The organism is Nocardia sp. PLKS1-43, assembly GCF_059510335.1.
In genome coordinates, this window is record NZ_JCAJZQ010000001.1 from 1,278,730 (window position 1) to 1,302,850 (window position 24,121).

General features: G+C 68.4%; 24 protein-coding genes. 19 read left to right on the top strand and 5 right to left on the bottom strand.

Translation table 11 applies throughout. The annotated features are described in order from the left end of the window. Window positions 1-15: 15 nt before the first annotated feature. From AC5WS7_RS06135 to AC5WS7_RS06190, 12 genes are all read left to right on the top strand, one after another. A complete protein-coding gene (locus AC5WS7_RS06135; RefSeq protein WP_495953328.1) occupies window positions 16-393 on the top strand; it encodes a Zn-ribbon domain-containing OB-fold protein in 378 nt (125 codons plus the stop codon). Then, window positions 390-1,541, top strand: a complete 1,152-nt coding sequence (locus AC5WS7_RS06140) for a thiolase family protein (RefSeq protein WP_495953329.1) — start codon at window positions 390-392, stop codon at window positions 1,539-1,541. Before AC5WS7_RS06135 ends, AC5WS7_RS06140 begins: the two co-directional genes overlap by 4 nt. Before the next feature lie 43 nt (window positions 1,542-1,584). Continuing rightward, on the top strand, window positions 1,585-2,778 hold the full coding sequence (locus AC5WS7_RS06145; protein WP_495953759.1) for an acyl-CoA dehydrogenase family protein: 1,194 nt from the start codon (window positions 1,585-1,587) through the stop codon (window positions 2,776-2,778). Beyond that, on the top strand, window positions 2,775-3,725 hold the full coding sequence (locus tag AC5WS7_RS06150; RefSeq protein WP_495953330.1) for a phosphotransferase family protein: 951 nt from the start codon (window positions 2,775-2,777) through the stop codon (window positions 3,723-3,725). Before AC5WS7_RS06145 ends, AC5WS7_RS06150 begins: the two co-directional genes overlap by 4 nt. A gap of 28 nt (window positions 3,726-3,753) precedes the next feature. After that, window positions 3,754-4,956: an acyl-CoA dehydrogenase family protein gene (locus tag AC5WS7_RS06155; protein ID WP_495953331.1), complete on the top strand. Its 1,203-nt coding sequence runs from the start codon at window positions 3,754-3,756 to the stop codon at window positions 4,954-4,956. Continuing rightward, window positions 4,953-5,711 (top strand): SDR family NAD(P)-dependent oxidoreductase, encoded by a 759-nt coding sequence (locus AC5WS7_RS06160; RefSeq protein ID WP_495953332.1) that lies wholly within the window; start codon window positions 4,953-4,955, stop codon window positions 5,709-5,711. The genes AC5WS7_RS06155 and AC5WS7_RS06160 overlap by 4 nt, the downstream gene beginning before the upstream one ends. A 13-nt stretch (window positions 5,712-5,724) precedes the next feature. Continuing rightward, the gene (locus AC5WS7_RS06165; RefSeq protein WP_495953333.1) at window positions 5,725-6,516 is read left to right on the top strand and encodes an SDR family NAD(P)-dependent oxidoreductase; all 792 of its coding nucleotides are present in this window, start codon (window positions 5,725-5,727) and stop codon (window positions 6,514-6,516) included. Next, the gene (locus tag AC5WS7_RS06170; protein WP_495953334.1) at window positions 6,501-7,568 is read left to right on the top strand and encodes an alcohol dehydrogenase catalytic domain-containing protein; all 1,068 of its coding nucleotides are present in this window, start codon (window positions 6,501-6,503) and stop codon (window positions 7,566-7,568) included. Before AC5WS7_RS06165 ends, AC5WS7_RS06170 begins: the two co-directional genes overlap by 16 nt. 49 nt (window positions 7,569-7,617) lie before the next feature. Further along, window positions 7,618-9,129: a class I adenylate-forming enzyme family protein gene (locus AC5WS7_RS06175; protein ID WP_495953335.1), complete on the top strand. Its 1,512-nt coding sequence runs from the start codon at window positions 7,618-7,620 to the stop codon at window positions 9,127-9,129. Between the two features lie 45 nt (window positions 9,130-9,174). Next, entirely contained in the window at window positions 9,175-9,798 is a 624-nt protein-coding gene (locus tag AC5WS7_RS06180; protein WP_495953336.1) for a TetR/AcrR family transcriptional regulator, read from the top strand. A 68-nt stretch (window positions 9,799-9,866) separates the two neighbouring features. Then, the gene (locus AC5WS7_RS06185; RefSeq protein WP_495953337.1) at window positions 9,867-10,202 is read left to right on the top strand and encodes an EthD family reductase; all 336 of its coding nucleotides are present in this window, start codon (window positions 9,867-9,869) and stop codon (window positions 10,200-10,202) included. 65 nt (window positions 10,203-10,267) lie between these two features. Further along, window positions 10,268-11,218 (top strand): MBL fold metallo-hydrolase, encoded by a 951-nt coding sequence (locus AC5WS7_RS06190; RefSeq protein ID WP_495953338.1) that lies wholly within the window; start codon window positions 10,268-10,270, stop codon window positions 11,216-11,218. Between the two features lie 32 nt (window positions 11,219-11,250). Here AC5WS7_RS06190 and AC5WS7_RS06195 read toward each other — a convergent pair whose 3' ends face one another. The 5 genes from AC5WS7_RS06195 to AC5WS7_RS06215 are packed head-to-tail and all read right to left on the bottom strand — an operon-like array spanning window position 11,251 to window position 16,784. Then, window positions 11,251-12,015 carry an SDR family NAD(P)-dependent oxidoreductase gene (locus tag AC5WS7_RS06195; protein WP_495953339.1) on the bottom strand — a complete coding sequence of 255 codons (765 nt, stop codon included), beginning with the start codon at window positions 12,013-12,015 and terminating at the stop codon, window positions 11,251-11,253. Between the two features lie 41 nt (window positions 12,016-12,056). Continuing rightward, complete coding sequence (locus AC5WS7_RS06200; RefSeq protein WP_495953340.1) at window positions 12,057-13,754, bottom strand: ABC transporter permease; 1,698 nt, start codon at window positions 13,752-13,754, stop codon at window positions 12,057-12,059. Then, window positions 13,754-14,914 (bottom strand): ABC transporter ATP-binding protein, encoded by a 1,161-nt coding sequence (locus tag AC5WS7_RS06205; RefSeq protein WP_495953341.1) that lies wholly within the window; start codon window positions 14,912-14,914, stop codon window positions 13,754-13,756. The genes AC5WS7_RS06200 and AC5WS7_RS06205 overlap by 1 nt, the downstream gene beginning before the upstream one ends. A 4-nt stretch (window positions 14,915-14,918) precedes the next feature. After that, window positions 14,919-15,701, bottom strand: a complete 783-nt coding sequence (locus tag AC5WS7_RS06210) for an SDR family NAD(P)-dependent oxidoreductase (RefSeq protein WP_495953342.1) — start codon at window positions 15,699-15,701, stop codon at window positions 14,919-14,921. Between the two features lie 45 nt (window positions 15,702-15,746). After that, the gene (locus AC5WS7_RS06215; protein WP_495953760.1) at window positions 15,747-16,784 is read right to left on the bottom strand and encodes an ABC transporter substrate-binding protein; all 1,038 of its coding nucleotides are present in this window, start codon (window positions 16,782-16,784) and stop codon (window positions 15,747-15,749) included. A gap of 139 nt (window positions 16,785-16,923) precedes the next feature. Here AC5WS7_RS06215 and AC5WS7_RS06220 point away from each other — a divergent pair, with 139 nt between their 5' ends. The 7 genes from AC5WS7_RS06220 to AC5WS7_RS06250 all read left to right on the top strand — a co-directional run bounded on the left by AC5WS7_RS06220 (window position 16,924) and on the right by AC5WS7_RS06250 (window position 24,117). After that, entirely contained in the window at window positions 16,924-18,870 is a 1,947-nt protein-coding gene (locus tag AC5WS7_RS06220; protein WP_495953343.1) for an oxidoreductase, read from the top strand. 278 nt (window positions 18,871-19,148) lie between these two features. Further along, a complete protein-coding gene (locus tag AC5WS7_RS06225) occupies window positions 19,149-19,841 on the top strand; it encodes a DUF8020 domain-containing protein (protein ID WP_495953344.1) in 693 nt (230 codons plus the stop codon). 158 nt (window positions 19,842-19,999) lie between these two features. After that, entirely contained in the window at window positions 20,000-21,028 is a 1,029-nt protein-coding gene (locus tag AC5WS7_RS06230; RefSeq protein WP_495953345.1) for an ABC transporter substrate-binding protein, read from the top strand. Between the two features lie 38 nt (window positions 21,029-21,066). Then, window positions 21,067-21,855 (top strand): SDR family NAD(P)-dependent oxidoreductase, encoded by a 789-nt coding sequence (locus tag AC5WS7_RS06235; protein ID WP_495953346.1) that lies wholly within the window; start codon window positions 21,067-21,069, stop codon window positions 21,853-21,855. Window positions 21,856-21,940: 85 nt separating this feature from the next. Beyond that, window positions 21,941-23,287, top strand: coding sequence for an FAD-dependent oxidoreductase (locus tag AC5WS7_RS06240; protein WP_495953347.1), 1,347 nt, complete (start codon window positions 21,941-21,943; stop codon window positions 23,285-23,287). Between the two features lie 78 nt (window positions 23,288-23,365). Further along, complete coding sequence (locus AC5WS7_RS06245; protein WP_495953348.1) at window positions 23,366-23,749, top strand: nuclear transport factor 2 family protein; 384 nt, start codon at window positions 23,366-23,368, stop codon at window positions 23,747-23,749. Further along, complete coding sequence (locus AC5WS7_RS06250) at window positions 23,746-24,117, top strand: hypothetical protein (protein WP_495953349.1); 372 nt, start codon at window positions 23,746-23,748, stop codon at window positions 24,115-24,117. Before AC5WS7_RS06245 ends, AC5WS7_RS06250 begins: the two co-directional genes overlap by 4 nt. Window positions 24,118-24,121 lie beyond the last annotated feature (4 nt).

The window sequence follows — 24,121 nt, forward strand, 5'->3', positions numbered from 1 at the left end:
TAAGAAGGAAAAGACATGGGCGTTCCGGAGGTCCTCGCACTCGAGGGCAGCAGGTGCACGACGTGCGGCACCGTCGCGTTCCCGGCCGGCGCGATGTGCGGGCGGTGCGCCACCGCTACCGCGACCGCGATTCCCCTGAGCGACCACGGTGTGGTCTGGGCGTACACCGTGCAACGGTTCGCGCCCAAATCACCGCCCTATGTCGTTCCGGGCGAAGGATTTTCGCCGTTCGCGGTCGGATATGTCGAACTTCCCGAAGGCATCAAGGTCGAGGCGGTCCTGGACTGCACCGACTTCGCCGAACTCGACGGGGCACAGGTGCGACTGGTCGCCGTCGCGCCGGTGCCCCGGTTCGCCACTCGCACGTTCATTCAGGAAGGTAAGGCGCAGTGACACAGTCGGTCTCGATCATCGGCACCGGACTGTCGAGGTTCGGCAGACAGCCGGGGGTCACCGGCCGCCAGCTCGCGGTCGCGGCGATCAACGCCGCGCTCCACGACGCCGGATTGAGGTGGCCGGACATCCAGCTGGCCTGCGGCGGCAGCGACAGTTCCGGTCTGGCCGATACTCTCGTCGCCGAATTGGGCTGCACCGGAATACCTTTCATCAACGTCAAGAACGGCTGCGCGACCGGCGGCAGCGCACTGCTGGGTGCGGTCAATGCCGTGCGCTCCGGTACCGCGGAGATCGCGCTCGCGGTCGGTTTCGACAAGCATCCGCGCGGTGCGTTCGATCCGATGCCGCAGGATTGGGGTCTGCCGCAGGGCTACGGGGAGGCCGGGCTGATGGTCACCACGCAGTTCTTCGGCGCGAAGATCAACCGGTACATGCGACTGCACGGCATCTCCGCCACGACGCTGGCAAGGGTCGCGGAAAAGGCTTACCGCAACGGCAGTCTCAACCCCAATGCCTGGCGCACAGAACCGATGTCCGCGGCGCAGATCGCCGCGGCCCCCATGGTGAACGACCCGCTGACCAGGTTCATGTTCTGCTCACCCGGTTCCGGTGGCGCCGCGGTGATCGTAGCGAGCGAGTCCGCGACCCGGCGCCTGGGCGCGCGTGGCATCCGCCTGCGCGCGATCAGTCACCGCACCCGCCGCTTCGGCTCCTTCGAAGTGTTCAGCCCGGCGATCCAGGGCAGCGGCGAGCCGACCAGCGTGAGCTCCGACGCGGCGGCCGCGGCATTCGAGCAGGCCGGTATCGGTCCCGCCGACGTCGACGTGGCACAACTGCAGGACACCGAGAGCGGTGCGGAGATCATGCACATGGCCGAATGCGGCTTCTGCGAACACGGCGAGCAGGAGGCGATGCTCGCCGCGGGCGACACCGGAATCGGCGGGCGCCTGCCGGTCAACACCGATGGCGGCTGCATCGCCAACGGTGAGCCGATCGGCGCGTCGGGGCTGCGTCAGGTCCACGAGATCGTCACCCAGCTGCGCGGCGCGGCGGGGGCCCGGCAGGTTCCCGGGACGCCGCGGGTGGGGTTCACCCACGTCTACGGCGCGCCGGGGATCAGCGCCTGCACCGTGCTGTCGGTGTGAGCCGAGCACATCGATCGAGAGAAGAGCAGTGAGCGAACCTACGATTCCCGATTTGGACCGGTTCATCGAACAAGCCACGTCCTGGCTCGCCGGTGTTGCCGCACCCCGCACCGAAAATCCCTGGGGGAGCGGGTCCGATTCGGTCGCGGTCTTCGAAAACTGGACCGAAACCCAGGAGCGTGCCGAGACCGAGCGCGTGCGCGCCTACGAGCGCGCCAAGTTCGATGCGGGCTGGGGTGCGCTGAACTGGCCGCGCGGCTACGGCGGTCGCGAGCTGCCGCTGTCGTATGTCCTTGCGTTCCGGCGCGCCGAGGAAGCCTTCGACGTGCCCAAGCGCACCGAAATGTTCTCGGTGACACAGCAATTGGTGGCACCGACGATCGACCAGTGGGGCACTCGGGAGCAGCGGGAGCGGTATGTGCGCGCCATGCTGCGCACCGATGTCATCGCTTGCCAGCTCTTCTCGGAGACCGAGGCGGGGTCGGATCTGGCCGCGGTGCGGACCAGGGCGGTCCGGACGGACGGCGACGCGTGGATTCTCAACGGGCACAAGGTGTGGACCTCCGGCGCGCGGATCGCGGACGTCGGCGTCGCGGTGTGCCGGACCGATCCGGCCGTCGCCAAACACGCGGGCCTGACCGTGTTCCTGGTTCCGATGGACGCACCCGGGGTCACCGTGCGCCCGATCCGGCAGATGACCGGGGGGAGTTCCTTCAACGAGGTCTATCTCGACGACGTTCGCCTCGACGACGGTTATCGCCTCGGCCCGGTCGGCAAGGGCTGGCAGGTCGCGCTGACCGTACTGGCGGCCGAGCGCCTGGACGGGGCCAACCTGGGCCTGGCCAATGCCGATCGCGCGATCGCGCTGGCCGGGAATCTGGATCGTGCCCTCACCGAGCTGGAACGGGACCGAGTGGCCGATCTGGTGACTCGCGGCTATGTGCAGCGCGTCGCCGCGATGCGGGTGGCCGCGGCCGTGGTGGCCGGGCGCGATCCGGGACCCGAGGCATCGATCGGGAAGCTGCTGGCCACCGACACGATGGCGCGGACCTCGGAGGTCGTGCGGCTGCTGCTGGGCCGCGACCTGGCCGCGGATTCCGGCGCGTGGGGCACCTTCGCGTGGACCGAACATGTGCTCGGCGCGCCCGGATACCGGATCGCGGGCGGCACCGATGAGATCCAGCGCAACATCATCGCCGAGCGCGTGCTCGGCCTGCCCAAGGAGCCGCGCCCATGAGCCCGACACTGGAACAGCGAGTCGCGGCGCGACTGCGCGCCGATCTCGGCGTGCGCCTGACCTCGTTCGAACGGCTGCCCGGTGGGCATTCCGGTCTGACTTTCCGGGCGGAGACCAGCGGCGAATCGTATGTGGTCAAGGCGGTGCCGGAGGGCAGTACACCGATCGGGCGCCACGACATGTTGCGGCAGGCGCGCATCATGCAGGTGCTGGCGCGCACGCCTGTGCCGGTGCCGCGCATCGCGGTGGTGGACAGCGACGAACCCGCTTGGTTCGCCATGGAACTCGTCGCCGGCGAGTCGCTCGAGCCGGTACTCGACGATCCCGCGGTCGCCGCGGACCTGGCCGCGGCCCGGATGCGCCGCGCCGCGCAGCTGCTGCCCGCCCTGCACGCGGTGGATCCGGCCGATATTTCCGTGCCCGCGCTGACGCCCGCCGAGGAACTCGCCCGCTGGGCGCGTACCCTCGGCGCCGTGCCGCCCGAACTGGTTTCCGGCGGTGATCGGCTGCTCGCGCTGCTCGAACGCCGGATCCCCGAGCCGATCGCGCCGGTGCTGGTGCACGGCGACTATCGCCTGGGCAACATCATCTCCGCGGGCCCGGAACCGAAAGCCCTGATCGACTGGGAGATCTGGAGCATGGGCGATCCGCGGGTGGAACTCGGCTGGTTCCACGTCTTCGCGGACGGCGGCAATTTCCCCGGTGTCGGCCGGGAGGTGCCCGGTCTGCCCAGTGCGGCGGAACTGCTGGACATCTACTGCGCCGGCGGGCCCGCGCTCGCCGAGCAAACCTGGTTCGACGCGCTCGGGCGGCTCAAGATGGCCGCGATCATGGGCCACAACCTGCGCAGGCATCGCGAAGGCCGGCACCACGATCCGGACCAGGAAAAACTGCCCGCGACCATCACTCGCCTCATCGAGACCGGAACCGCACTACTCGCCGGTTGACCCTCGCCCGCCGCTCAGGAGCCGCACTGTGGACTTTTCCTATTCCGCCCGCACCCGGGATCTGCTCGTCGAACTCGAAGACTTCATGAACGGCCACGTATATCCGGCCGAGCCGGTGTACGAGGCGCAGATCGCCGCCGGTGCGAACCCGCACGAACAGCCGCAGATCATGCGCGATCTGCAGGCCGAGGCCAGGCGGCGGGGCCTGTGGAACCTGTTCATGACCCACGACGGGCTGGGCGCGGGCCTCACCAACCTCGAATACGCGCCGCTGGCCGAGGTGGCCGGCCGTTCGGTGATCGGCAACGAAGCGATCAACTGTTCGGCGCCGGACACCGGCAACATGGAAATCCTGGCCATGTACGGCACCGAGCAGCAACAACAGCAATGGCTGAAACCGTTGCTGGACTGCGAGATTCGCTCCGCCTTCGCGATGACCGAGCCCGCGGTGGCCAGCTCGGACGCCACCAACATCACCTCGACGATTCGCCGCGACGGTGACCAGTACGTCCTGAACGGGCGCAAGTGGTACACCTCCGGAGTTCTCGACCCGGACTGCAAGCTGATCATCTTCATGGGCAAGTCCGATCCGGCGGCCAAGACCTACCGCCAGCAGAGCATGATCCTGGTGCCCGCCGACGCTCCCGGTATCGAGGTGCTGCGCGATCTGCCGATGTTCGGCTTCCACGATCGTCTCGGTCACGGCGAGGTCCAATTCACCGACGTCCGGGTGCCCGCGGCGAACATGCTGGGCGCCGAGGGCGACGGTTTCGCCATCGCCCAGGGGCGGCTCGGTCCCGGCCGCATGCACTATGCGATGCGCGCGATCGGCATGGCCGAACGAGCCATGGAGCTGATGTGCCGCCGGGCGCTCGAGCGCACCGCGTTCGGTGGCCCGCTCGCCGATCGCGGCGTGGTCCGCGAGTGGATCGCGCGCAGCCGCATCGAGATCGATCAGATCCGGTTGCTGGTGCTGGAGTCGTCCTGGCTGATGGACACCCAGGGCAATGCCGCGGTGCGCTCGCAGGTCGCGGCGATCAAGGTCGCGGCGATGGAGGTGGCGCACACCGTCGTCGATCGCGCCGTGCAGACCTTCGGCGCCGCCGGGGTGAGCAACGACACCGTCCTGGCCCGGATGCACGCCATCACCCGGGCACTGCAGATCGCCGACGGCCCCAACGAGGTGCATCTGCGCACGATCGCTCGTCTCGAAGTGGAGAAATACCGATGAACACCTCCGATCTGACCGGCAAGGTCGCCCTGGTCACCGGTGCCAGCCGGGGCCTGGGACTGGCCATTGCCCGGGGTCTGCGCGACGCTGGCGCCACGGTGATCGTGTCGAGCCGGAAACTGGCGGCCTGCCAGGAGGCGGTGGCTCGGCTGGGCGATTCCCCGGTCGGCAGCGCCCATCCGCTGGAACTGCACGTCGGCAAGTGGGATGCCATCGAGCCGGCCCTCGACCGGATCATCGCGGAGTTCGGGCGGCTGGACATCGTCGTCAACAACGCGGGCATCGCACCGGTGGCCGAGGATCTGGCGTCGGTGACCGAATCGTTGTGGGACAAGACCATCGAGGTCAACCTGAAGGGGCCGTTCCGGCTGATGGCCGCGGCCGGCGCCCGGATGGCCGCAGCCGACGGCGGATCGATCATCAACATCTCCAGCATCGGCGCCCTGCGGCCGAGCCCGCCGGAAACGATGTACGCCGCCGCCAAGAGCGGGCTCAACGCCTTGACCCTGGCCTTCGCGCAGGCGTACGCGCCGACGGTCCGGGTGAACTGCGTCCTGCCGGGCGGGTTCGCGACGGATATGGCCGAGCACTGGGACGACGAGTTCATCGCGAAGATCGTCGATCGGCTCCCGGCGGGTCGGCTGGGCAGGCCGGAGGAAATCGCCGGGCTCGTCACCCATCTCGCCGGTGATGCGGCCAGCTTCACCACCGGTGCGATCATTCCGGTCGACGGTGGCCGGACCGCGGTGTACTGAGATGGATACCGCAATGCCCGACACCCGGACCACCGCCGACATCGATACCCTCACCCGCCTGTTCGGCCTGCCCGGCCGCACCGCCGTGGTCACCGGCGCCTCCTCGGGCCTCGGGCTCGGCTTCGCCGAGACGCTCGCCGATGCCGGGGCCACGGTGTTCGCCGCGGCCCGGCGCACGGACCGCCTGGCCGCCCTGGCCGACAGCGATCCGCGCATCGTGCCGGTCCGGTGCGATGTGACCCGCGACGAGGACCGCCGGGCGCTGGTCGATCGCTGCTACGAACAAACCGGCCGCCTGGACGTGCTGGTCAACAACGCGGGCATGCCCGGACCCCCGCAGGCGGAGCAGGAATCGGCCGAGGGTTTCGCGGCCCTGCTCGAGGTGAATCTGCTCGCCGGATTCCATCTCGCCCTCGCCGCCGCCACCGCACTGCCGGAGGGACGAGGTGCCTCGATCGTCAACATCTCATCGATCATCGGACTGGCCTCGACCGCGCCGATCGGCGGGGCGAGCTACGCCGCGTCCAAGGCCGGAGTTCTGGGACTGACCCGCGAACTCGCCGGTCAATGGGGTCATCGCGGGATCCGTGTCAACGCCGTCGTGCCCGGATGGTTCGATACCGAGATGACCGACGGACTGTTCAGCAACGACAAATCCGCCGGTTGGGTGCGACGCAACACCATGCTCGGCCGCGGCGGTGCGGCCGGGGAGGTCGACGGGGCGGTGCTGTTCCTCGCCTCGGACGCGTCCTCGTACATGACCGGCCAGACCGTGGTGGTCGACGGCGGATGGACGGCACGCTGATGTTGGCGATACAGCTGACCGAATGGGGGCGGCCACCGGAACTGCGGGATGTGCCGGCGCCCGAGCCCGTCGGCGAGGAACTTCTGCTCCAGGTCACCGCGGCCGGACTGTGCCGATCGGATCTGCACGTCATGGACGCGGCGGCGGCGAGTTTCGACTGCCCGCTGCCGCTCACGCTCGGCCACGAGGTCGCCGGAACCGTTCTCGCTGCCGGACCGGACGCCGATCCGACATGGCTCGGCGAAACCGTTGTGGTGCACGGGATCTGGAGTTGTGGACACTGCCGCAACTGCGCGCGGGGCCGGGAGAACTACTGCCTGCGGCTGCGGCCGCGCACCACCGGCGCCCCGGCGCCGATCGGCAACGGCCTCGGACATCACGGCGGGCTGGCCCAGGCGATGCTGGTCCCGTCGGCCCGGCATCTGGTCCGCACCGACGGTCTGGACCCGGCCGTGGCCGCGCCGCTGACCGACGCGGGGCTGACCGCCTATCACGCGGTGCGCGAACACGCCGATCTGATCGATGCGCACGCGACCTGCGTGGTCATAGGTATCGGCGGCCTCGGCCACCTCGGCGTGCAGATCCTGCGCGATATGGGCGCTGGTCGAATACTCGCTGTCGACAACCGCGCGGACGCGCGCGAGATGGCCCTGCGGCTGGGTGCCGAGGCGGCGTTCCCCGACGTGGACTCGCTGCGAACGGCCCTGACCGACGACGCCGATGTGATCATCGACTTCGCCGGCGCACCGGATACCGCGCAGCCTGCGATCCGCCTGCTCGCACCGGGCGGGCGGCTGACGGTGGTGGGCAGCGCCGGTGCCCGGATGGAGGTCGGCAAACACCTCGGCCTGGCCGCGGGCTGGCGAGTCACGGCGCCGTTCTGGGGTCCGCACGCGGATCTGGTCGCGGTGATCGATATGGCGCGGCGCGGGGCCCTGCACGTGGAAGCCACTGCGTACCCACTGGCTGACGGCGTGGAGATCTACCGGCATCTGCGCGCCGGTGACATCACCGGACGTGCGGTGCTGATTCCGCCGCCATTGGCCCGCTGAACGGCAAGCACGCAGCGAAGAACTGACAGTCCACACGAGGAAACAGACGATGAAGATACTCGCGGAAGAACTGCTCGAGCGGGCACAGCACAGCCCGGATCGGATCGCGGTCGTCGACGAGCTCGGCGACCATACCCTCGGTGAGATCGTCGCGGCGGCAACAACTCTGGCCGCGCGCATCGAGGCGATGGATCCGGGCGCCCCGACGGTACTGGTGCAGGCGGACAACACCTGGCACACCGTGGCCGCCGCGCTCGCGGTCGGAATGCGGGGCGGGGTCGTGGCGGTGCTGAGCCCGCACGCGGCCGAGTCCGAGTTCCGGCTCGCCGTGGCCGATATCGCGCCCGATCTGATCTTCGCCGAGCCCGAGCCGCTGGACCGGTGGGATGTGCCGGCCGGCTTCTCCCACCGGGAGACCGCCTTCGCCGGTCGCGTGCTGTGCGCCCGGCCGGGACCGTTCGGACCGGTGGAACGCTGGCGCGGCGGGACGGCCATCGCGATGACCTCCGGATCCACCGGCCGCCCCAAATGCGTCGTGCAGTCCGAGGAGGCCATCCGCTACGCCTGCGCACGCACGATCGAGGTCGTGGGCATGCGGCCCGGTGACGCCGTCGGAGCGTTCGTTCCGCTGTCGTCGGTGGCCGCGTTCTGCTTCGGCATGTATCTGCCCGCGTACCTGGGCGGGAGCATGGTGACGATCGAGAAGTGGTCCCCGGCCGCCGCGTTGCGCGCGATGGCGGCCCATCATGTCGCCTGGACGATGCTGGTCCCGACCATGGCCCTGCAGCTGTCGCTGGTCGACAACTCCCCGGGCACGCTGGCGCTGCGAGCGATGACCGTGGGCGGCGGCCCGATGAACGAGAGCGCCATGGCCGCGGCGGAGAACCGCCTGGGCACCACCTTCCTGCGGGTGTTCGGCATGTCCGAATGCCTCGGCCACACCACGCCGCGGCTCGACGACCCGCCCGCGATCCGTCTCGGCCGCGACGGACGTCCGTTCGAGGGCACCGTGGTCCGGGCCGTCGACGGCGCGGGCAACATCCTGGGACCGGGCGAGGTCGGCGATGCCCAGGTGAAGGGACCGTCGTTGTTCGTGGGCTACGCCAGGGAGGGTGTTCCGGTGCCGCCGGACCTGACCCCCGACGGATTTCTGCCCACCGGCGATCTGGTCGAGGTCGCCGTGGACGGCTCGATTCGCGTGCTCGGCCGCCAGAAGCAGATCATCATCCGCGGTGGCCGCAACATCGACATCAACGAGATGGAGGCGGCGATCGCGGGCCTGCCCGCGATCGTCCAGGTCTGCGTCGTCGCGGTGCCCGACGATCTGCTCGGTGAGCGGGCGGCCGCGCTGGTCGTCACCGATGGTCCCGCCCTGACGCTGGACAGCGTCACCACGCAGCTCGCGGCCGCGGATGTGCCCAAATTCAAGTGGCCGGAATATCTGTTCACCGTGCCGGATCTGCCGCAGAACCGGGTCGGCAAACTGGATCGGCCCGAGGCGGTTCGCCTGGCGACCCGCTTGACCACCGCGACCGACTCGAGTTCAGCTCAGGTGAGGTAAAGTCGATCAAGCCATATATACAGGACGCGTGGGGACATTTCACTGATGGTCGCTGATACCGAAGCTCGCCGCGAGAGCGCTCGTTCGAAGCGCAGCCATATCCTCAGCACGGCCATCGAGAAATTCGGCCGGGTCGGGTACGAGCAGACGAAATGGGCATCGGTCGCCGGTGAGGTCGGCATCGGCCAGACCGCGCTGTATCACTACTTCGAGTCCAAGGCGCATTGCCTGCTGACGATCATGCGCCTCGAACTGGCCGATTCCGTCGACCGCTTCGTCGCCGCCACCGAGAATCAGGACGACCCCGAACAGGCGCTGCGCGCAGCGGTCGCCGCGGCTCTGGCCGGGACACCGACCGACGCCCTGCAACGGCGGATCCTGCAGAGCCACATGGATCTGCTCACCGCGCCGCGCCAGTCCGAGAAGGAGGAGGCCGAGCGGCTGCGCTCCCGGGAGCTGGTGCAGGAGATCGAACAGAACTGGGCCGGGCTGGTGTCGCGCGGCATGGACGCCGGTGTCTTCGTCGACGGCGACCCGCGTCTGCTCGGGCAGTTGCTCCTCGGCATGATCGTGAGCATCTGGCGCTGGTATCGGCCCCAAGGCGACCTCAGCCTGGCCGAGATCACCGAGACGATCAGCACCTCGGCCGTGCGGATGCTGGTCAAGTAGCTCTGCGGCACATCCGGGCGGGGTCCGCCATGCCCACAGAAACTAAACAGAATTCAATTAGGAGAATTGTGTACAACCTCATCGTTCTGGCATCCCGCCCCAGTGATTGGTCGCACGAGCGGTTCATCGAGTGGTGGCGCGGCGAACACGCCGAGGTCACCTATCCCATTCCCGGACTGCTGCGCTGGCAGCACACCGAACTGCTCGACTCGATGGACGAGAAGTCGGCGGGCTGGGATGGCCTGTCGATCCTGAGCTTCGAATCCCGCGAGGCGCTCGACGCCGCGCTGGCGAGTCCGCAATGGCAGGCCGCGGTGCGGCACGTCGGCGCCATGCGAGGGCGGCGCATGATCTGGTTCGGCGACGAGCGCACGATGGTGCCGCTCACCGAAACCGCCGCGTGAGCACGCACTGGGCCGAACCCGGGTGTTACCCGATAACCGAAGGCATCCATCGCATTCCGCTGCAGATGCCACAGGACGGACTGCGCGCGATCAACGTGTACGCGCTGGAAACCGATACCGGCCTCGCATTGATCGACGGGGGCTGGCACCGGCCGGGCACCTACCGTGAACTCGCCGCCGGACTCGCTCGAATCGGCCGTTCCCCCAACGAAATCCACGATGTGTTCGTCACGCACGTGCATCGCGATCACTACACCTTCGCCGTCGAGCTGCGTCGCAGGCACGGGTGCCGAGTCCATCTGGGCGCAGCGGAATCCCCGGGCCTCGAGGCCATCCACCGGCTCGGCACCAACGAGCCCGACAACGCCCTGCACCAGTTGCGCCGCGCGGGCGCAACCGATCTCGCCATCCGGGCCCGGGCCGACAGCCTTGCCGAGCCCTTCGATCCACAGGACTGGGAGTCACCCGACCACTGGTTGCGCCCGGGCACCGTCGAGCTGCCCGGATACCGTCTGCACGCCCAGGCAACCCCCGGTCATACCAAGGGCCACATGGTCTTTCGTGATCTCGATCGGGGGCTGATGTTCACCGGCGACCACGTGCTGCCGACGATCACCCCGTCGATCGGGTTCGAACTCGGCCCGTGGGAACTGCCGTTGGAGAACTTCCTGCGCTCGCTGAGGCTGCTGAGCGGCGACGACGCACCGGTGATGCTGCCCGCCCACGGCCTGCCGGGCGGGAGCGTCGGCCGGCGAGCGCGCGCGCTGCTGGCTCACCACGAACTTCGGTTCACCCAGATCCTCGCCGTCGTCGGCGAATTGGCGCCGTGCACGGGCGCGGCCGTGGCCCGGGCACTGACCTGGACGCGGCACGACCGCCCGTTCGATACCCTGGGCACCTTCGACCGGATGTTCGCCACCTGCGAGACGCTCGCGCATCTCGATGTGCTTGTCGCTCGAAATGTGTTGACCGCGAAGGACAACGACGGTGTGGACGTCTTCGGCATCGCTCGCTGAAGACGTCCACACCGTCGTTGTCCCGGCCTGCGCTACACGCAGGTCCACCCACCGTCGACGTAGAGTTCGGTGCCGGTGATGAAGCTCGAATCGTCGCCGGCCAGGAATGCGACCGCCGCGGCGACCTCCTCGGCGCGGCCGAGCCGGCCCATCGGGGTGTGCTCGAGCATCGCGCGGTGCCGGTCACTGCCCTCGTACCGGTCGAGCAGCTGGCGCGTCTGGATGAATGCCGGGTGGATCGAATTGACCCGCACCCCCTTGGTCGCCCAGTGCAGGGCCGCATTCTTGGTCATCGTCCGGACCGCGCCCTTGGCCGCCGCATACGCCAGGCTGTTGCCCAGTCCGCCCACGGTGCCCAGGATCGAGCAGAGGTTGACGATCGACCCCCCGCCGGTGCGCTCGATGAGCGCACCGGCGTGCTTCATACCCAGCCAGGTACCGGTCTGGCTGACCGCGATCACCTTGTTGTACCGCTCGAGGTCTTCGTCCACCACCGTGGCCAGGCTGCCGATCGCGCCGTTGGCGACCAGCGCGTCCAGGCCCGAGAAGCGCTCGGCGATGACCTCGACCGCGTCGCGCCACTGCTGCTCGTCGCTGATATCCAGCTCGAGCACATGATGCAGTTCGGGATTCGGAATCTGCGCCGCCACCCGCGCACACGCCTGGGCATCCAGATCCGTCAGCACGAGCACGGCGCCCTCACCGGCCAGCCGCCGGGCGATCTCCACGCCGATGCCACCGGAGGATCCCGTCAGCAGGACCACCTTGCCGCGCAATCTCGCACTACCGGCCGTCATATCCATCTCTCCACTTCCGGCTGTCGCCGCCCGGTTCCGAATCACAGATTGCTCAACACGTTCCGGCCGCCCACGAGCATCGCCGCGGCCACGCCCACGGTCGTGACCGCGGTCATCAGCAGCGCCATCGCGGCCACGAGTGGATAGGAGCCGTTCTCCCACAGATCGAACAGCAGGGTGCCCATCACCTGGGTGGTCGATGCGCGCACCAGCAGTGAGGCGGCGAACTCGTGCGTGAGCAGGATGAACATCAGCGCGACGGCACTCAGGATGGTCGGGCGCATCAGCGGCAGCATCACCCGGACGTTCGTGACCATCGGTGAGGCTCCGCTGGTCGCCGACGCCTCACTGTAGGTGGTGCCCAGCGCGAGCAGCGCGGTCATCTGCATCCGGATCGCGTAGGGCAGCATCAGGACGATGTAGACCAGGATGATGACCGCGCGGGTCCCGTACAGGATCAGCGGCGGCTCGGTGTAGGTCAGCAGGAAGCCCACACCGAAGATGACCGCCGGAATACCCATCGGCAGTACGGCGATGAGGTCGGCGATCAGTGCCAGGATCCGGAATCGCTTGCCGCGCACCAGCAATGTGGCCACCGCGTAGCCGATGGGAATGCATATCGCCACGGCGACCAGCGAGGTGACGACGCTGGTGACCACCGAGTCCACGATCGCCTGGTTCGAGGCGAGACTGCGGAAGTTCGCGAGGGTCAGGATGTGCGGGGACAGCGAGCCCGACCAGTACGGCGTCAACGAGACGAGGATCAGACCGAGCAGGGGGATGACCAAGGCCAGCAAGGCGTAGATCACCATGGTGACCGAGGCCCACACCGAGCGTCCCGGCGGCGCCGAGAATGCCTTGCCGCCGTGGGTGACGAACCGAGTCTGGTTGCCCAGCAACCCTTTCTGGATCAGTACCACCGCGAGCCCGAACAGCACCAGGGGCGAACCCGCGGCCGCGGCCGCGGCGAAATCCGACGGCGACTCCGATACCCGGCTGTACATTTCGGTGGTCAGCACCTTCACACCCTTGTTCTGCCCGAGCAGCAGCGGCCCGGTGAACTGGCCCAGGCCCAGCAGCAGGGCGATGCCGCCGCCGTAGACCAGCGACGGGCGCAGCAGCGGAAGCACGACCCGGAAGAACACGCCGACGGTCGAGGACCCGCTGATCTGCGCCGCCTCGAGATGTTCGGCATTGATGCTCTGCATGCCGGCACTGACGAACAGGTAGACGAACGAGGTCAGACCGAAACCGGTGAGGATGACGATCCAGGGCACCGTGTACACGTCGACCGGCCCGGTGTCCGAGTGACTCCACCAGGGCAGGTGGCGCAGTAGCACATTGAGATACCCCGGCCCGGGGGACAGCAGGAACGTCCAGCCGACGATATTGGCGACCGCGGGCATCACGATCGGCAGGATCGGGACGATGCGCAGGAACGACAGGCGCGCGGGCAGCCGGCTCGCGGCGAAGGCGAGCAGGGTCCCGAGGACCATCGCGATCACCAGCGATCCGAGGGCCAGCACGATCGTGGTCCGGATCGTGCCGCCGATGTCGTACCGGCCGTACTGACTCCGGTAGCCGTGCGCTCCGTCCTGGAATGCCAACGCCTGCAACCGGATCATCGGCACGACGACCAGATAGGCGAGAACCGCGAGCAGGGCCAGGTATCCGATCCGCGACCGCCACTGCGCCGGAATCGCGAAAGGTCTTGCGGCGGTGATGCTCAGCGAGGTCATCAGGGGTGTCCTTGCGCGCTCACGGGCACCGCCACGGGTACCGCTGGGTCGAGATCGCCTGCCGGAGGGAAGATCCGGAGGCTCGCGGGGGAGAAACTGACCACCACCGGAGCGCCGGGGCGGCTGTTGCGCAGCGCCGGACCGTGGGTCGCGGCATCGGCCCGCAGCAGGAGTTGCTCGCTGCCGGTCGCCACCGTCACGTCGAAATAGCGGCCGCCGTATTCGTAGGTGACCAGTTCCGCGCTCAGCACGACGTTGCCCAGCGGCACGTCCTGGACCGAGGTATGCAGCAGCACGTCGTCGGGACGCAGTCGCGCGACCGCGGCCGAGCCCCGATCGGCCGAGTCCCGGACCAGCGCATGGGTGAGATCGACGGCATCTCCCGCCGAGGTGCGCCAGCCGTCGTGGTCACGGTGCAGTTCGAGACGGTTGGCCATGCCGATGAAGGCCGCGACGTACTCCGACACCGGATTCTCGAAGACCCGCTCGGGTGCGTCGTATTGTTCGATCCTGCCGGACTTCATGATCGCGAGCCGATCGCCGAGCGCGAACGCCTCGGCCTGGTCGTGGGTCACGAAAACCGCGGTGAAGCCCAATTTCTGGTGCAGCTGATGGATCTGGGTGCGCACCTGGTCACGCAGCCTGGCGTCGAGATTGCTCAACGGTTCGTCGAACAGCACCAGATCCGGTTGCGCGACCAGACCGCGCGCGACGGCCACCCGCTGCTGCTGCCCGCCACTGAGCTGGGAGGGATAGCGATCGAGCAGGGCGCCGCAGTCCACCATCTGCGCGGCGGCCTCGACCGCGCCCTCGGCGACCGCCTGTTTGCGCCCCCGCACCTTCAGCGGATAGCGGATGTTGTTGCGGACCGTCATGTGCGGCCACAGCGCGTACGACTGGAACACCATCCCGATATTGCGTTTGTGCGGGGGCACATTCGTGCGGGCCCGGCCGTCGAAGACGACATGGTCCTTGAACGTGATCGATCCGCCCTGCGGGGTTTCCAATCCCGCCAGGCAGCGCAGCGTCGTCGTCTTTCCGCATCCGCTGGGACCGAGCAGGACCAGGAATTCTCCCTCCTGGATCTCGAGGTCGAGTTGATCGACCACGACGTTGGATCCGTAGGTCTTGGTGAGCCCGGCGACGGTGAATTGCGACATCGGCTCAAACCTCCTGCGGCTGTCGCTTGGGGGTGTAGAGGCCCGCGGCGGTGCCACCGTCGACGAGCAGGTCCACGCCGGTGATGTAGGCGCTGTCGACGCCGGTCAGGAACGCGATCACCTTGGCCACCTCCTCGGCCGAACCCCGGCGCTGCATCGGGATGCTGCGCACATAGGCCTGCACGTCGTCGGATTCGAAGCCCGGACCCGCGGTGATCTCGGTGTCGATGCTGCCCGGACACACCGAGTTCACGCGGATACCGCGGCCCGCCAGCTCGAGGGCCGCGACCTTCGTCAGCGCACGGACGCCGAACTTGGCCGCGCCGTAGGCGCCCAGTTCGGCGGTGGCCAGCACGCCGCGCAGCGACGAGATGGTGACCACCGCGCCGCCGTCGCGCATGGCCGACGCGGCGGTCCGTAGGGCCAGGAAGGTGCCGACCAGATGCTGATCGAGGATCGTGCGGAACTGCTGCAGTGTGGTGTGCTCGAGCGGGGCCTTCAGCGCCGAACCGGCGCAGTTGACCAGCACCTGGAGCGGGTGCTCGGCCCATTGCATCTCGGAAACGACTGCCTGCCAATCGGATTCGTCGGTGACATCGAGTCTGCGGTAGTGCGCGCCGGGACCGAGGCGGCGGGCTCGCTCGCGCCCTGCGGCATCGTCGACGTCGGTGAGGTATACCGTCGCGCCACGCCCGGCGAACAGTTCCGCCGTCGCACCGCCGATCCCGCCGGATGCCCCGGTCACCAGCACATTGACGCCGCGTAGCGGCTCGGCTGTCTCGTCCATCTGCTGTCCTTCGTCAAGGGGGAGTGGTTGGGGTCGCGCCGGCGATCAGCCCTGGAAGCGCTTCGACCAAGCCTGGGAATACTGCGAAACTTTGTCCGCGGTCAGGTTCGCCGTATTCGGCGCGGGCAGGTCCTGGGCCCGGGCGACCGCACCGGGAATGTCCGGCAGGACCGCGGCGTAGCCGGAATTGAGCGCGACCTGTCCGTCACGGGTGACCATGAAATCGGCCAGTACCTGCGCGGCGTTCGGATGCGGCGCCACCTTGGTGACGTGGCTGTACCAGGGGGTCCCGAACGGCGCTTGCGGCAGAACCCAATTCACCGGCGCGCCCGCGGCCACCTCGGTGGTCAGCGGTTGCACCGAAGGGGTGACGGAGATTTCACCGGACGTGAGCGCCTGCGCGATGCCCAGGGCGCTCGGATACACCCGCGGCGCGAGCTCGGCGAGCCGCTTCCAGTAGTCCGCACCGTAGGTCTTCTCGTAGTACTGGTACATGTCGACGTACGCGGCGATACCGGTGGGGTTGGTGATGCCGATCTTGCCCCGGTACTTCGGATCGAGAATGTCGCGCGGATCCTTCAGCCCGCCCGGGACGGCCGCGGTGTTCCAGCCGAGTGAGAAGACCGCGGCGCTGGTGAGCGCGAAGCGGTTGTGCAACACGCTGGTCTGCGGCCGGTACTCGGCGGCGTGCAGGTCGGGACCGACGAGATCGGACGAATAGGTGCCGGACTGCGCGGCGGTCTGCACCCAGGCCGCGTCGGTCAGCATATGCACATCTGCTATGCCTTTGCCGGTCTTGTTCTCGGTCTCCACCCGCGGATTGATATCGGCATCGGTCCCGCGCACGTACTCCATGTGGATCTGCGGATACTTCGCCTCGAATGCCCGTTTCAGAGCGTCCAGATTGGCCGGCTTCTGGCTGGAATAGAGCACCACCTTGCCCTCGTGTTCCGCGGCTGTGACCACGTCGGACCAGCTGCCCGATACCGGTTTCGTCGTCCCGGAAGCGCCACCGCAGGCGCTCAGGCCCGCGACGGCGGCGAAGACCGCGCCGATGGCGACGGCCTTCGACAGGGTCTTCATGATGCGATGCGTTTGCTGAAAGGTCACCGGATCCACCTAACTGAACTGATGTCAGTTTGAGAAACTAAGCCAGAGGGCCTTGTGGTGTCAATCACTCTGTGTCAATAATGTGAATTGAATCCAGTTCAAGGAGGATCGCATGGCCACACTGTCGGCTCCGCTACGGATCGGCGCATTGCGCCTGGCCAACCGCCTGGTAGCCACCGCGCACGGGTCCGGCGCCGTCGCAGGTGGTCTGGCGCAGCCGGGAGACGACGAGTACTGGCGCCGCTGCGCGGCCGGCGGCGCGGCGATGGTGATCGCGGGCGGAACGGTGGTGAGCCCGGAATCGACCAACCGGATCGGCAACACCACCGAGGCGTGGCGGCCCGAAGCCCTCCCCGGACTGCGCAGGCGCGCCGCGGCGATCGCCCAGGAGGGGGCGATACCGGTGTGTCAGCTGGTGCATCTCGGGCGCGAGACGCTGGGCGCGGAGATCTGGGGGCATCCGATCGGCCCGTCGGCCATCCGGTCACCACGCGAACCGGTGCGGGCTCGCACGATGACCGAGGCCGATATCGACCGGGTCGTCGACGATTTCGTGGTGAGCGCGCGGCACGCCGCCGAGGCGGGCTTCGCCGCGGTGGAACTGCATGCCGCGCACGGCTATCTGCTCGCACAGTTCCTGTCCGCTGCGTCCAACCACCGCGCCGACGCCGACACGGTCGCCGGCCGGGTCCGCATACTGCACCGGCTGCACGCGGCGATCACCGAGGCCTGCGCGGAACTCGTTCTCGGCGTCCGGGTTTCGATCGACGGCGCCGAAGAGGCCGGGCTGGATATCGATGGGGTGTGCGAACTGCTGCCGCTGCTGGAGATGTTCGACTACATCAATGTGACGGCGGGGGTTCGCACCACCTACGTGCGGGATATGGCCACCGACGTCCCGCCCTTGCTGACCCACGGAGCCCGCCTGCGGGCCGCGACGACGCGACCGCTGCTGGTCTCGCAGGCGTTCCGGTCCCGCCGCGACATCGAATCGGCATTGGACGCCGGCGCTGATCTGGTAGGGATGGCGCGTCCGTTCATCGCCGATCCGCGGATCGCCGAGAAACTGCTCCGCGGAGACGATGCCGCGATCCGCCCGTGCGTCTCCTGCAACGAGGACTGCCGCACGTTCACACCGGCGCTGCTCTGCTCGGTCAATCCCGAGCTGGGGCCCGGCGGCTCGGGCGAGCGTCCGGCGACGCCGCTGCGGCTCGGCCGGCGACGCGGCAGCGGTGATCGCGTGGCGATCATCGGTGCCGGACCCGCCGGGCTCGAGGCAACCGTGCGACTGGCAGCCACGCACGATGTCACGTTGTTCGAGGCAGGCGCTCGGATCGGCGGGCAGCTACACACGGCCGCGCAAGCGCCCCATCGCGACGGGTGGTCCAAATTGCTCCGGTTCTATCAGGACAACATCGGCGCTGCGACGCTGAAGCTCGAGCACTCCGCGCGCCCGGCGGACCTGGACGGCTTCGGCGAGATCATCATCGCCACCGGTGCGACGGAGATGTCGACGGCGGGTGCGTTCCGCGCCACCGAGGTCATCCTGGACCCGAACGACAAGATCGAGCCGGGAAACCGGGTGGTCGTCGCGGACGACGGTTTCGGGTACTGGTCGACAGTCGGAGCGATCGAGTCGGCACTGGCGGCCGGTGCTGCCGAGGTCACGGTGCTCGTTCCCGGACCCGCATTCGCGTCGTCGATTCCCGCGGAGGGCCGGGTCCAGTTGCGCAAGCGGCTGGCGGGCCATCCGGTGAGCTTCGTTGTCGAAGCTGCGCCTGTCGCGGCGAACCCCGCGCGGGATGCCCCCGCACAGACGCTGGTGACCTATCGAAACATTCTGTCCGGCAGCACTTCTCAGCTGAGCTGCGACCGATTCGTGACGGTCGGAGAGCGGATCGCCCGTGACTGGCAGCCGTTCGCGCAGGCCCTGCCGCAGGCCAGGATTCAAGTGGTCGGCGATGCGGCCGTGCCGCGTCGCGTCGCGCACGCCGTCGCCGAGGGATACGCCGCCGCCGAAACGATCGTATCGAGCCCGCACACGATCAGCGCGGCATGAGCTGAAAACACCGGGGCGCGAACAGATTCCGAAGGCTCGACGCCTGCCGCGCCATCTTCCGGTTCGCGCCCGCGCAGTGCGGGCGTCCGGCGGCAGCAGTCCTGCCGGAACTCCCGAACTCGGCCTGCTCGATTCGAAGTCCGCGCCGCCGGGCCCGGCGAGCCGACCGCTATCTCCCCGTGACCAGGTCCGGCCGGTCCGCCGACCTTCCCGGCGTCCCACGCCGGACCACACCTCCCCGGCAGCGAAGCCGAGGAGCCCGATGAGAGGAAACACCGATGAGGAAAATCGCCGCCACGTGCGCTCTGGTCGCCGGAGCCGTCAGCATCGCGGGAACCGCCCAGGCCGCCCCGGCGCCCGGGGCGATCCACTACAAGACGACCACCACACCGACGGGCACCGTCATCACCACCGACGCGGGAACCCTGAACGCCGACAACGGCGTCTTCACGATCAAAAGTCCCAACGGAACCGTGCTCGCCGGATCCCACCTGTCGTTCCGGGTGGACGATTTCATCTTCCCGATCGCAGCGAAGATCAGCGGCCACACCGCCACGCTCACACCCCAGTTCGACCTCGCGCACGCCAGCTACCGCCCCGTCGCCCTGCCGTATGAGGACTCCGCGCCCTGGAAGACCCCGTACGACCGCGAACAGGCCGCGTGGAACCGGATGGCCAGCACCATCACCACCGGCGCGACCGTCGGAACCATGGTCGGCGGTCTGTCCGGCGCGGCCGTCGGCTGCGTGCTCGGCGGCATCGCCGGCGCGACGGTCGCCGCTGCGACCATCATCGGCATGTTCGGCCCGTTCATCCCCGCCGCCGCGGTCGGCTGCCTCGGTGGCATCGTGGCCGTCGGCGCGCTGGGCACCGCCGTCGGCCAGCTTCTGGTGACCGCACCGCTCACGATCATGGCCGTGGCGCAGTACTTCACCACCATCAACGAACCCGCCCCGGCCCCGGCCAAGTAACCGCGTAAACGGCCCGGAGCGTTCGGGTTTCGAGGGTCTTCAACTCCGGATACCCGGCGCTCCGCGGTCGGGCCGCGGCGATGCCACGCCGCGTCGCGCCCGCCGTGACCCGGGTTGTCCCGCCGCTCGATCGCCGCAGCATGAAGCGAAAGAACAAGATGCACAAGTTATTCCGAACCGCCGTCGTAGTGGTGGCAGCCGCGCTCGCCCTGGCAGGCTGCAGAAGTTCCGCCAAGGTCTCCCAGCCGGTCGCGGGCTCCTGGGCCGATATCGTGGCAGCGGCGAACAAAGAGGGCTCGGTGACGCTGTACTCCACCCAGGCCCAGGCGGTTCTCGACAACCTGAAGAAGGCGTTCGAATCCGCCTACCCCGGCATCAAGATGACGGTGGTGCGCGGCATCGACTCCGAACTGCTGCCCCGGATCGGTGCGGAGCAGAAGACCCACCGCGGCATCGGAGACGTCGCGGTGACCACGGACGAGGCCTGGATCCACGCGAACGAGAACTCCGACACCGCGGTCGCGGTGCACGGCCCGAGCTTCGACGATCCGGCATATCGGCGGCGGGAGGCCATCATCGGCGGCGAGTTCTTCACCGAGAGCGCCATCCTGTTCGGTTTCGGCTGGAACACCAACCTGTATCCCAGGGGCATCGACTCGGCGCAGGATCTGCTGGATCCAGCGCTGCGCGGCAAGGTCGGCATCGTCACCCCGGCGACTTCCCCGACCTACATCGACTACTACGACTTCATCGAAAAGCATTACGGCGGACGCGATTTCCTGCAGAAACTGGCCGCGAACAAGCCGCGCATCTACCCGAGCACCCAGCCGCTGAGCCAGGCCATGGCCTCGGGTGAGATCACCGCGGCGCTGATGTGCAACCCGATGCTGCCCGAGCGCGCGGCCGGCGCCCCGGTCGGTTGGAACGCGGGCAAGTACGCCTGGGGCGCGAAGTGGTACGGACTCGCCCTGGGTACCGCGCCGCACCCGAACGCGGCCCAGGTGCTGGCCGACTTCATGGTCACCAAGCCCGGGCAACAGGCGACCTCGCAAGGTTACGGGGCCGCGCTGCCCGGTATCGACGGCGCACTGGCCGTCGCCCAGGATGTGCCCGCACAGAATCTCCAGGTCACCGTCGGCGCCGGCGCCGAGAAGTTCCGCAACGACTGGGAGTCCATCTTCCACTGAACGCGCCACGCGACAGCACGAATGACGAAGGAGGAACGATGACCGCAGATCAGTTCGAGGCAAGAGTCGCCGTGGTGACCGGCGCGGGTTCGGGGATCGGCGCGGCGACCGCGCATCTGCTCGCCCAGCGTGGCGCCGCGGCGGTGTACCTGTGCGATATCGATGCCGATGCCGCGGCACGGAATTCGGCCGCGATCAGCGTCGGTCACCCCGTCGCGCTCGACGTCTCGGACTCGGCCCGGGTGCGGGAAATGTTCGATGCGGTGGTGGCCGAGCACGGCCGGGTGGATGTGGTGGTGCATGCGGCCGGGGTCGATGATCCGAAGAGCAAGCAGTGGATATACGAGGCGGCCGAGCGCGACGAGCCCGTGGATGTGCTGACCCGGTTGGACGATGCGGACTGGCGCCGGGTCCTGGCGATCAACCTCGACGGCACCTTCTTCATGCTCCGGGAGGCGGTCCGGGTTATGCGGGGAACCGGTGGCGGGGCGATCGTCACCGTGGGTTCCTCCTCGGCATTCGACACCCTCACCGGATATCCGCACTATTCCGCGTCCAAGGCCGGGGTCCACGCACTGAGTCAGGCCGTCGCGAAAGAGGTTGCGCCCCTGGGAATTCGGGTCAACACCGTAGCACCCGGCCCGGTCGACACCGGGATGGCCGCACGCACACCGGCGCATCTGCGGGCAGCGATGAACGACGGTCCCACCCGCGGCTACGCGACTGCCGAGGAACTGGCCGACAACATCGCGTACCTCGCCTCCGCGGGTGCGGCGAACGTCGTCGGCGCGGTGCTGCTGAGCAATGGCGGCCGGTTCACCGTCTGAGGCCCGGCTCCGGGCCAGGGCCCACGTCAGATTTGTCATACCGCGAGCTGCGTTGCGCGGCAGCGGTTTCGAGCAGGGAGCAACAATGCGGGTAATTCGGACCGACGTACTGGTCATCGGCGCCGGCATGGCCGGGCTCACGGCAGCGGCGCGGTCACTGGACCGGGGCAGCTCGGTCGTGGTGGTCGAGAAGGCAGCGGCCGTCGGCGGGTCGGCGCGGTACGCCGGATACGCGTGGACGGCGCCGACGCACGAGGTGATGGACGAGGTCAATCCCAACGGCGATCCAGCCCTGCGCCGGGCGCTCGTGGACGGGTTCGCAGACGCGATCGCCTGGATTCGCTCGCTTGGCGTCCACTGCGCCGACGCCGTGCCGATCCTGCGCTACGGCACCGGTCACCAGTTCGACACGAACCAGTACCTCGACGAATGCCGACGGCGGGTCAGCGCGGACGGCGAACTTTTCACCGAGACCGAAACCCTGGCGCTGCTCGCCGACGACGGAGTCGTCACCGGTGCGCACCTGCGCCTGGCGGACGGAATCGAGATCCGGATCGACTCCACCACAACGATTCTCGCAACCGGCGGCTTCCAGGCAGATCCCCGGCTGGCTTGCGAGCACATCCATCCGAACGCGGGCGTGATGCAGTTGCGTTCGAACCCGGCCAGTTCCGGGGACGGCTTGCGGCTGGCCGAAGCAGTCGGCGCCGCGACCGGCCAACCCCGGTCCGGGTTCTACGGGCACCTCGTTCCCGCCGACGTGCCGTTCCGCGACTCCGGTGATTTCGTGGCACTGTCGCTGTATTACAGCGAGCACGCGCTGCTGTTCAACCTCCACAATCGGCGGTTTACCGATGAGACGATGGGCGATCACCTCACCGCGATGCGTCTGCTCGATCAGCCGCAGGCACGCGGACTGCTCGTCGCCGACGAACGCGTGTATCGCGACTGGGTTCTGGGCAGCTATGTCGAGGGCGCCATCGCGGTCGACAAGTTCGACCTCGCTCAGCGCCGCGGCGGCCGGTGCGGAGTGGCCGAGAGCCTGGAGGAGTTGGCCTACCTGCCGCCGGAGTGGGGCTACGACGGTGCGGCGATCGCGGACCGGATCCGTGCCGTCAACGCGGCCGGCGCGGCGGTGCAACCCGCACGCGTGCACGACTCGGCACCGCTGGACCGGGGACCTTATTACGTGATCGAAACCCGTCCGGCGCTGACCTTTCCGTTCCACGGAATCCGCATCGACGAGCACGGCCGGGTGCTCGCCGCAGCCGGTGGCATCGTGGCCGGACTGTATGCGGCGGGATCGGATATCGGTGGTCTCTACGACCATGCCTACACCGGCGGAATCGCACCCGCCCTGGTCTTCGGCCTGGCCGCCGCCGATACCGCGGCCACGCACCGGCGCCCGGCGCCGACTTCGCAACCTGCGTAGCGCTCCTGCCCGGTCCCCCGGAGATCGGAGCCGGAACGCCTCTCGACAAGAGCAGATTCTTTGAACTAAATTCACTTCATGACTTATGTGATCGAGAAATACTACGCCACGGTCGACAGTGGCAAGTTGCGAGAAGCAACTGCGCTGCTGGCCGAGGACGTCGAGTTCGCGATGGTCCTTCCCGCCGGCGTGAACCGCGACCGCGGCCGGGCGGCGATGTTCGCCTATCTGAGCGGCAGGCCGGCAGTGGATCGCAAGCACGTGCTGCTGCGCGTCGCCGCCGAGGGCGACACGCAATTCGCGTACGGTGCGGTTACCGAGAACGGGTCCGTGACCACCGGCTGGTTCGTCGCCGCGATGCATGTCGGCGCCGAGGGCACGATCGACCGCTACCAGGTCTCGTTCAGCGCGGATTTCGCCCTGTTACCCGTGCAATCCCCGCGTGTGGAGGTGCGCAGATGACAGCGACGGTTCCGGTTCTGACGCGCTGGTTCACCTACATGGATTCCGACGACCCGGATCGCGTGCTCGGCATGATCGCCGAAGATTTCGCGATGTCCGTACAGTTCTCCAAGGGGGCCGGGCAGAGCGCCGAATTCGTGGGCGATCGCGACGGCTTGGTCGCCTACCTGGCGCAGCGCGAGAAGAGCACGCTGACCCACCACATCGACGTCGGCACGGTGGTCGGCGAATACGAGCTGGTTGTCGGCCGTACCACCCGAGCCGGTGCGTTCGAAGCATCCTTCAATGCGACCGCACAGCTGAACTCCGCGGGCGCTGTCCGCCGCTTGCTCATCGCGCGGACCCCCGAGGTCGCTTTCACACAGTGATTCG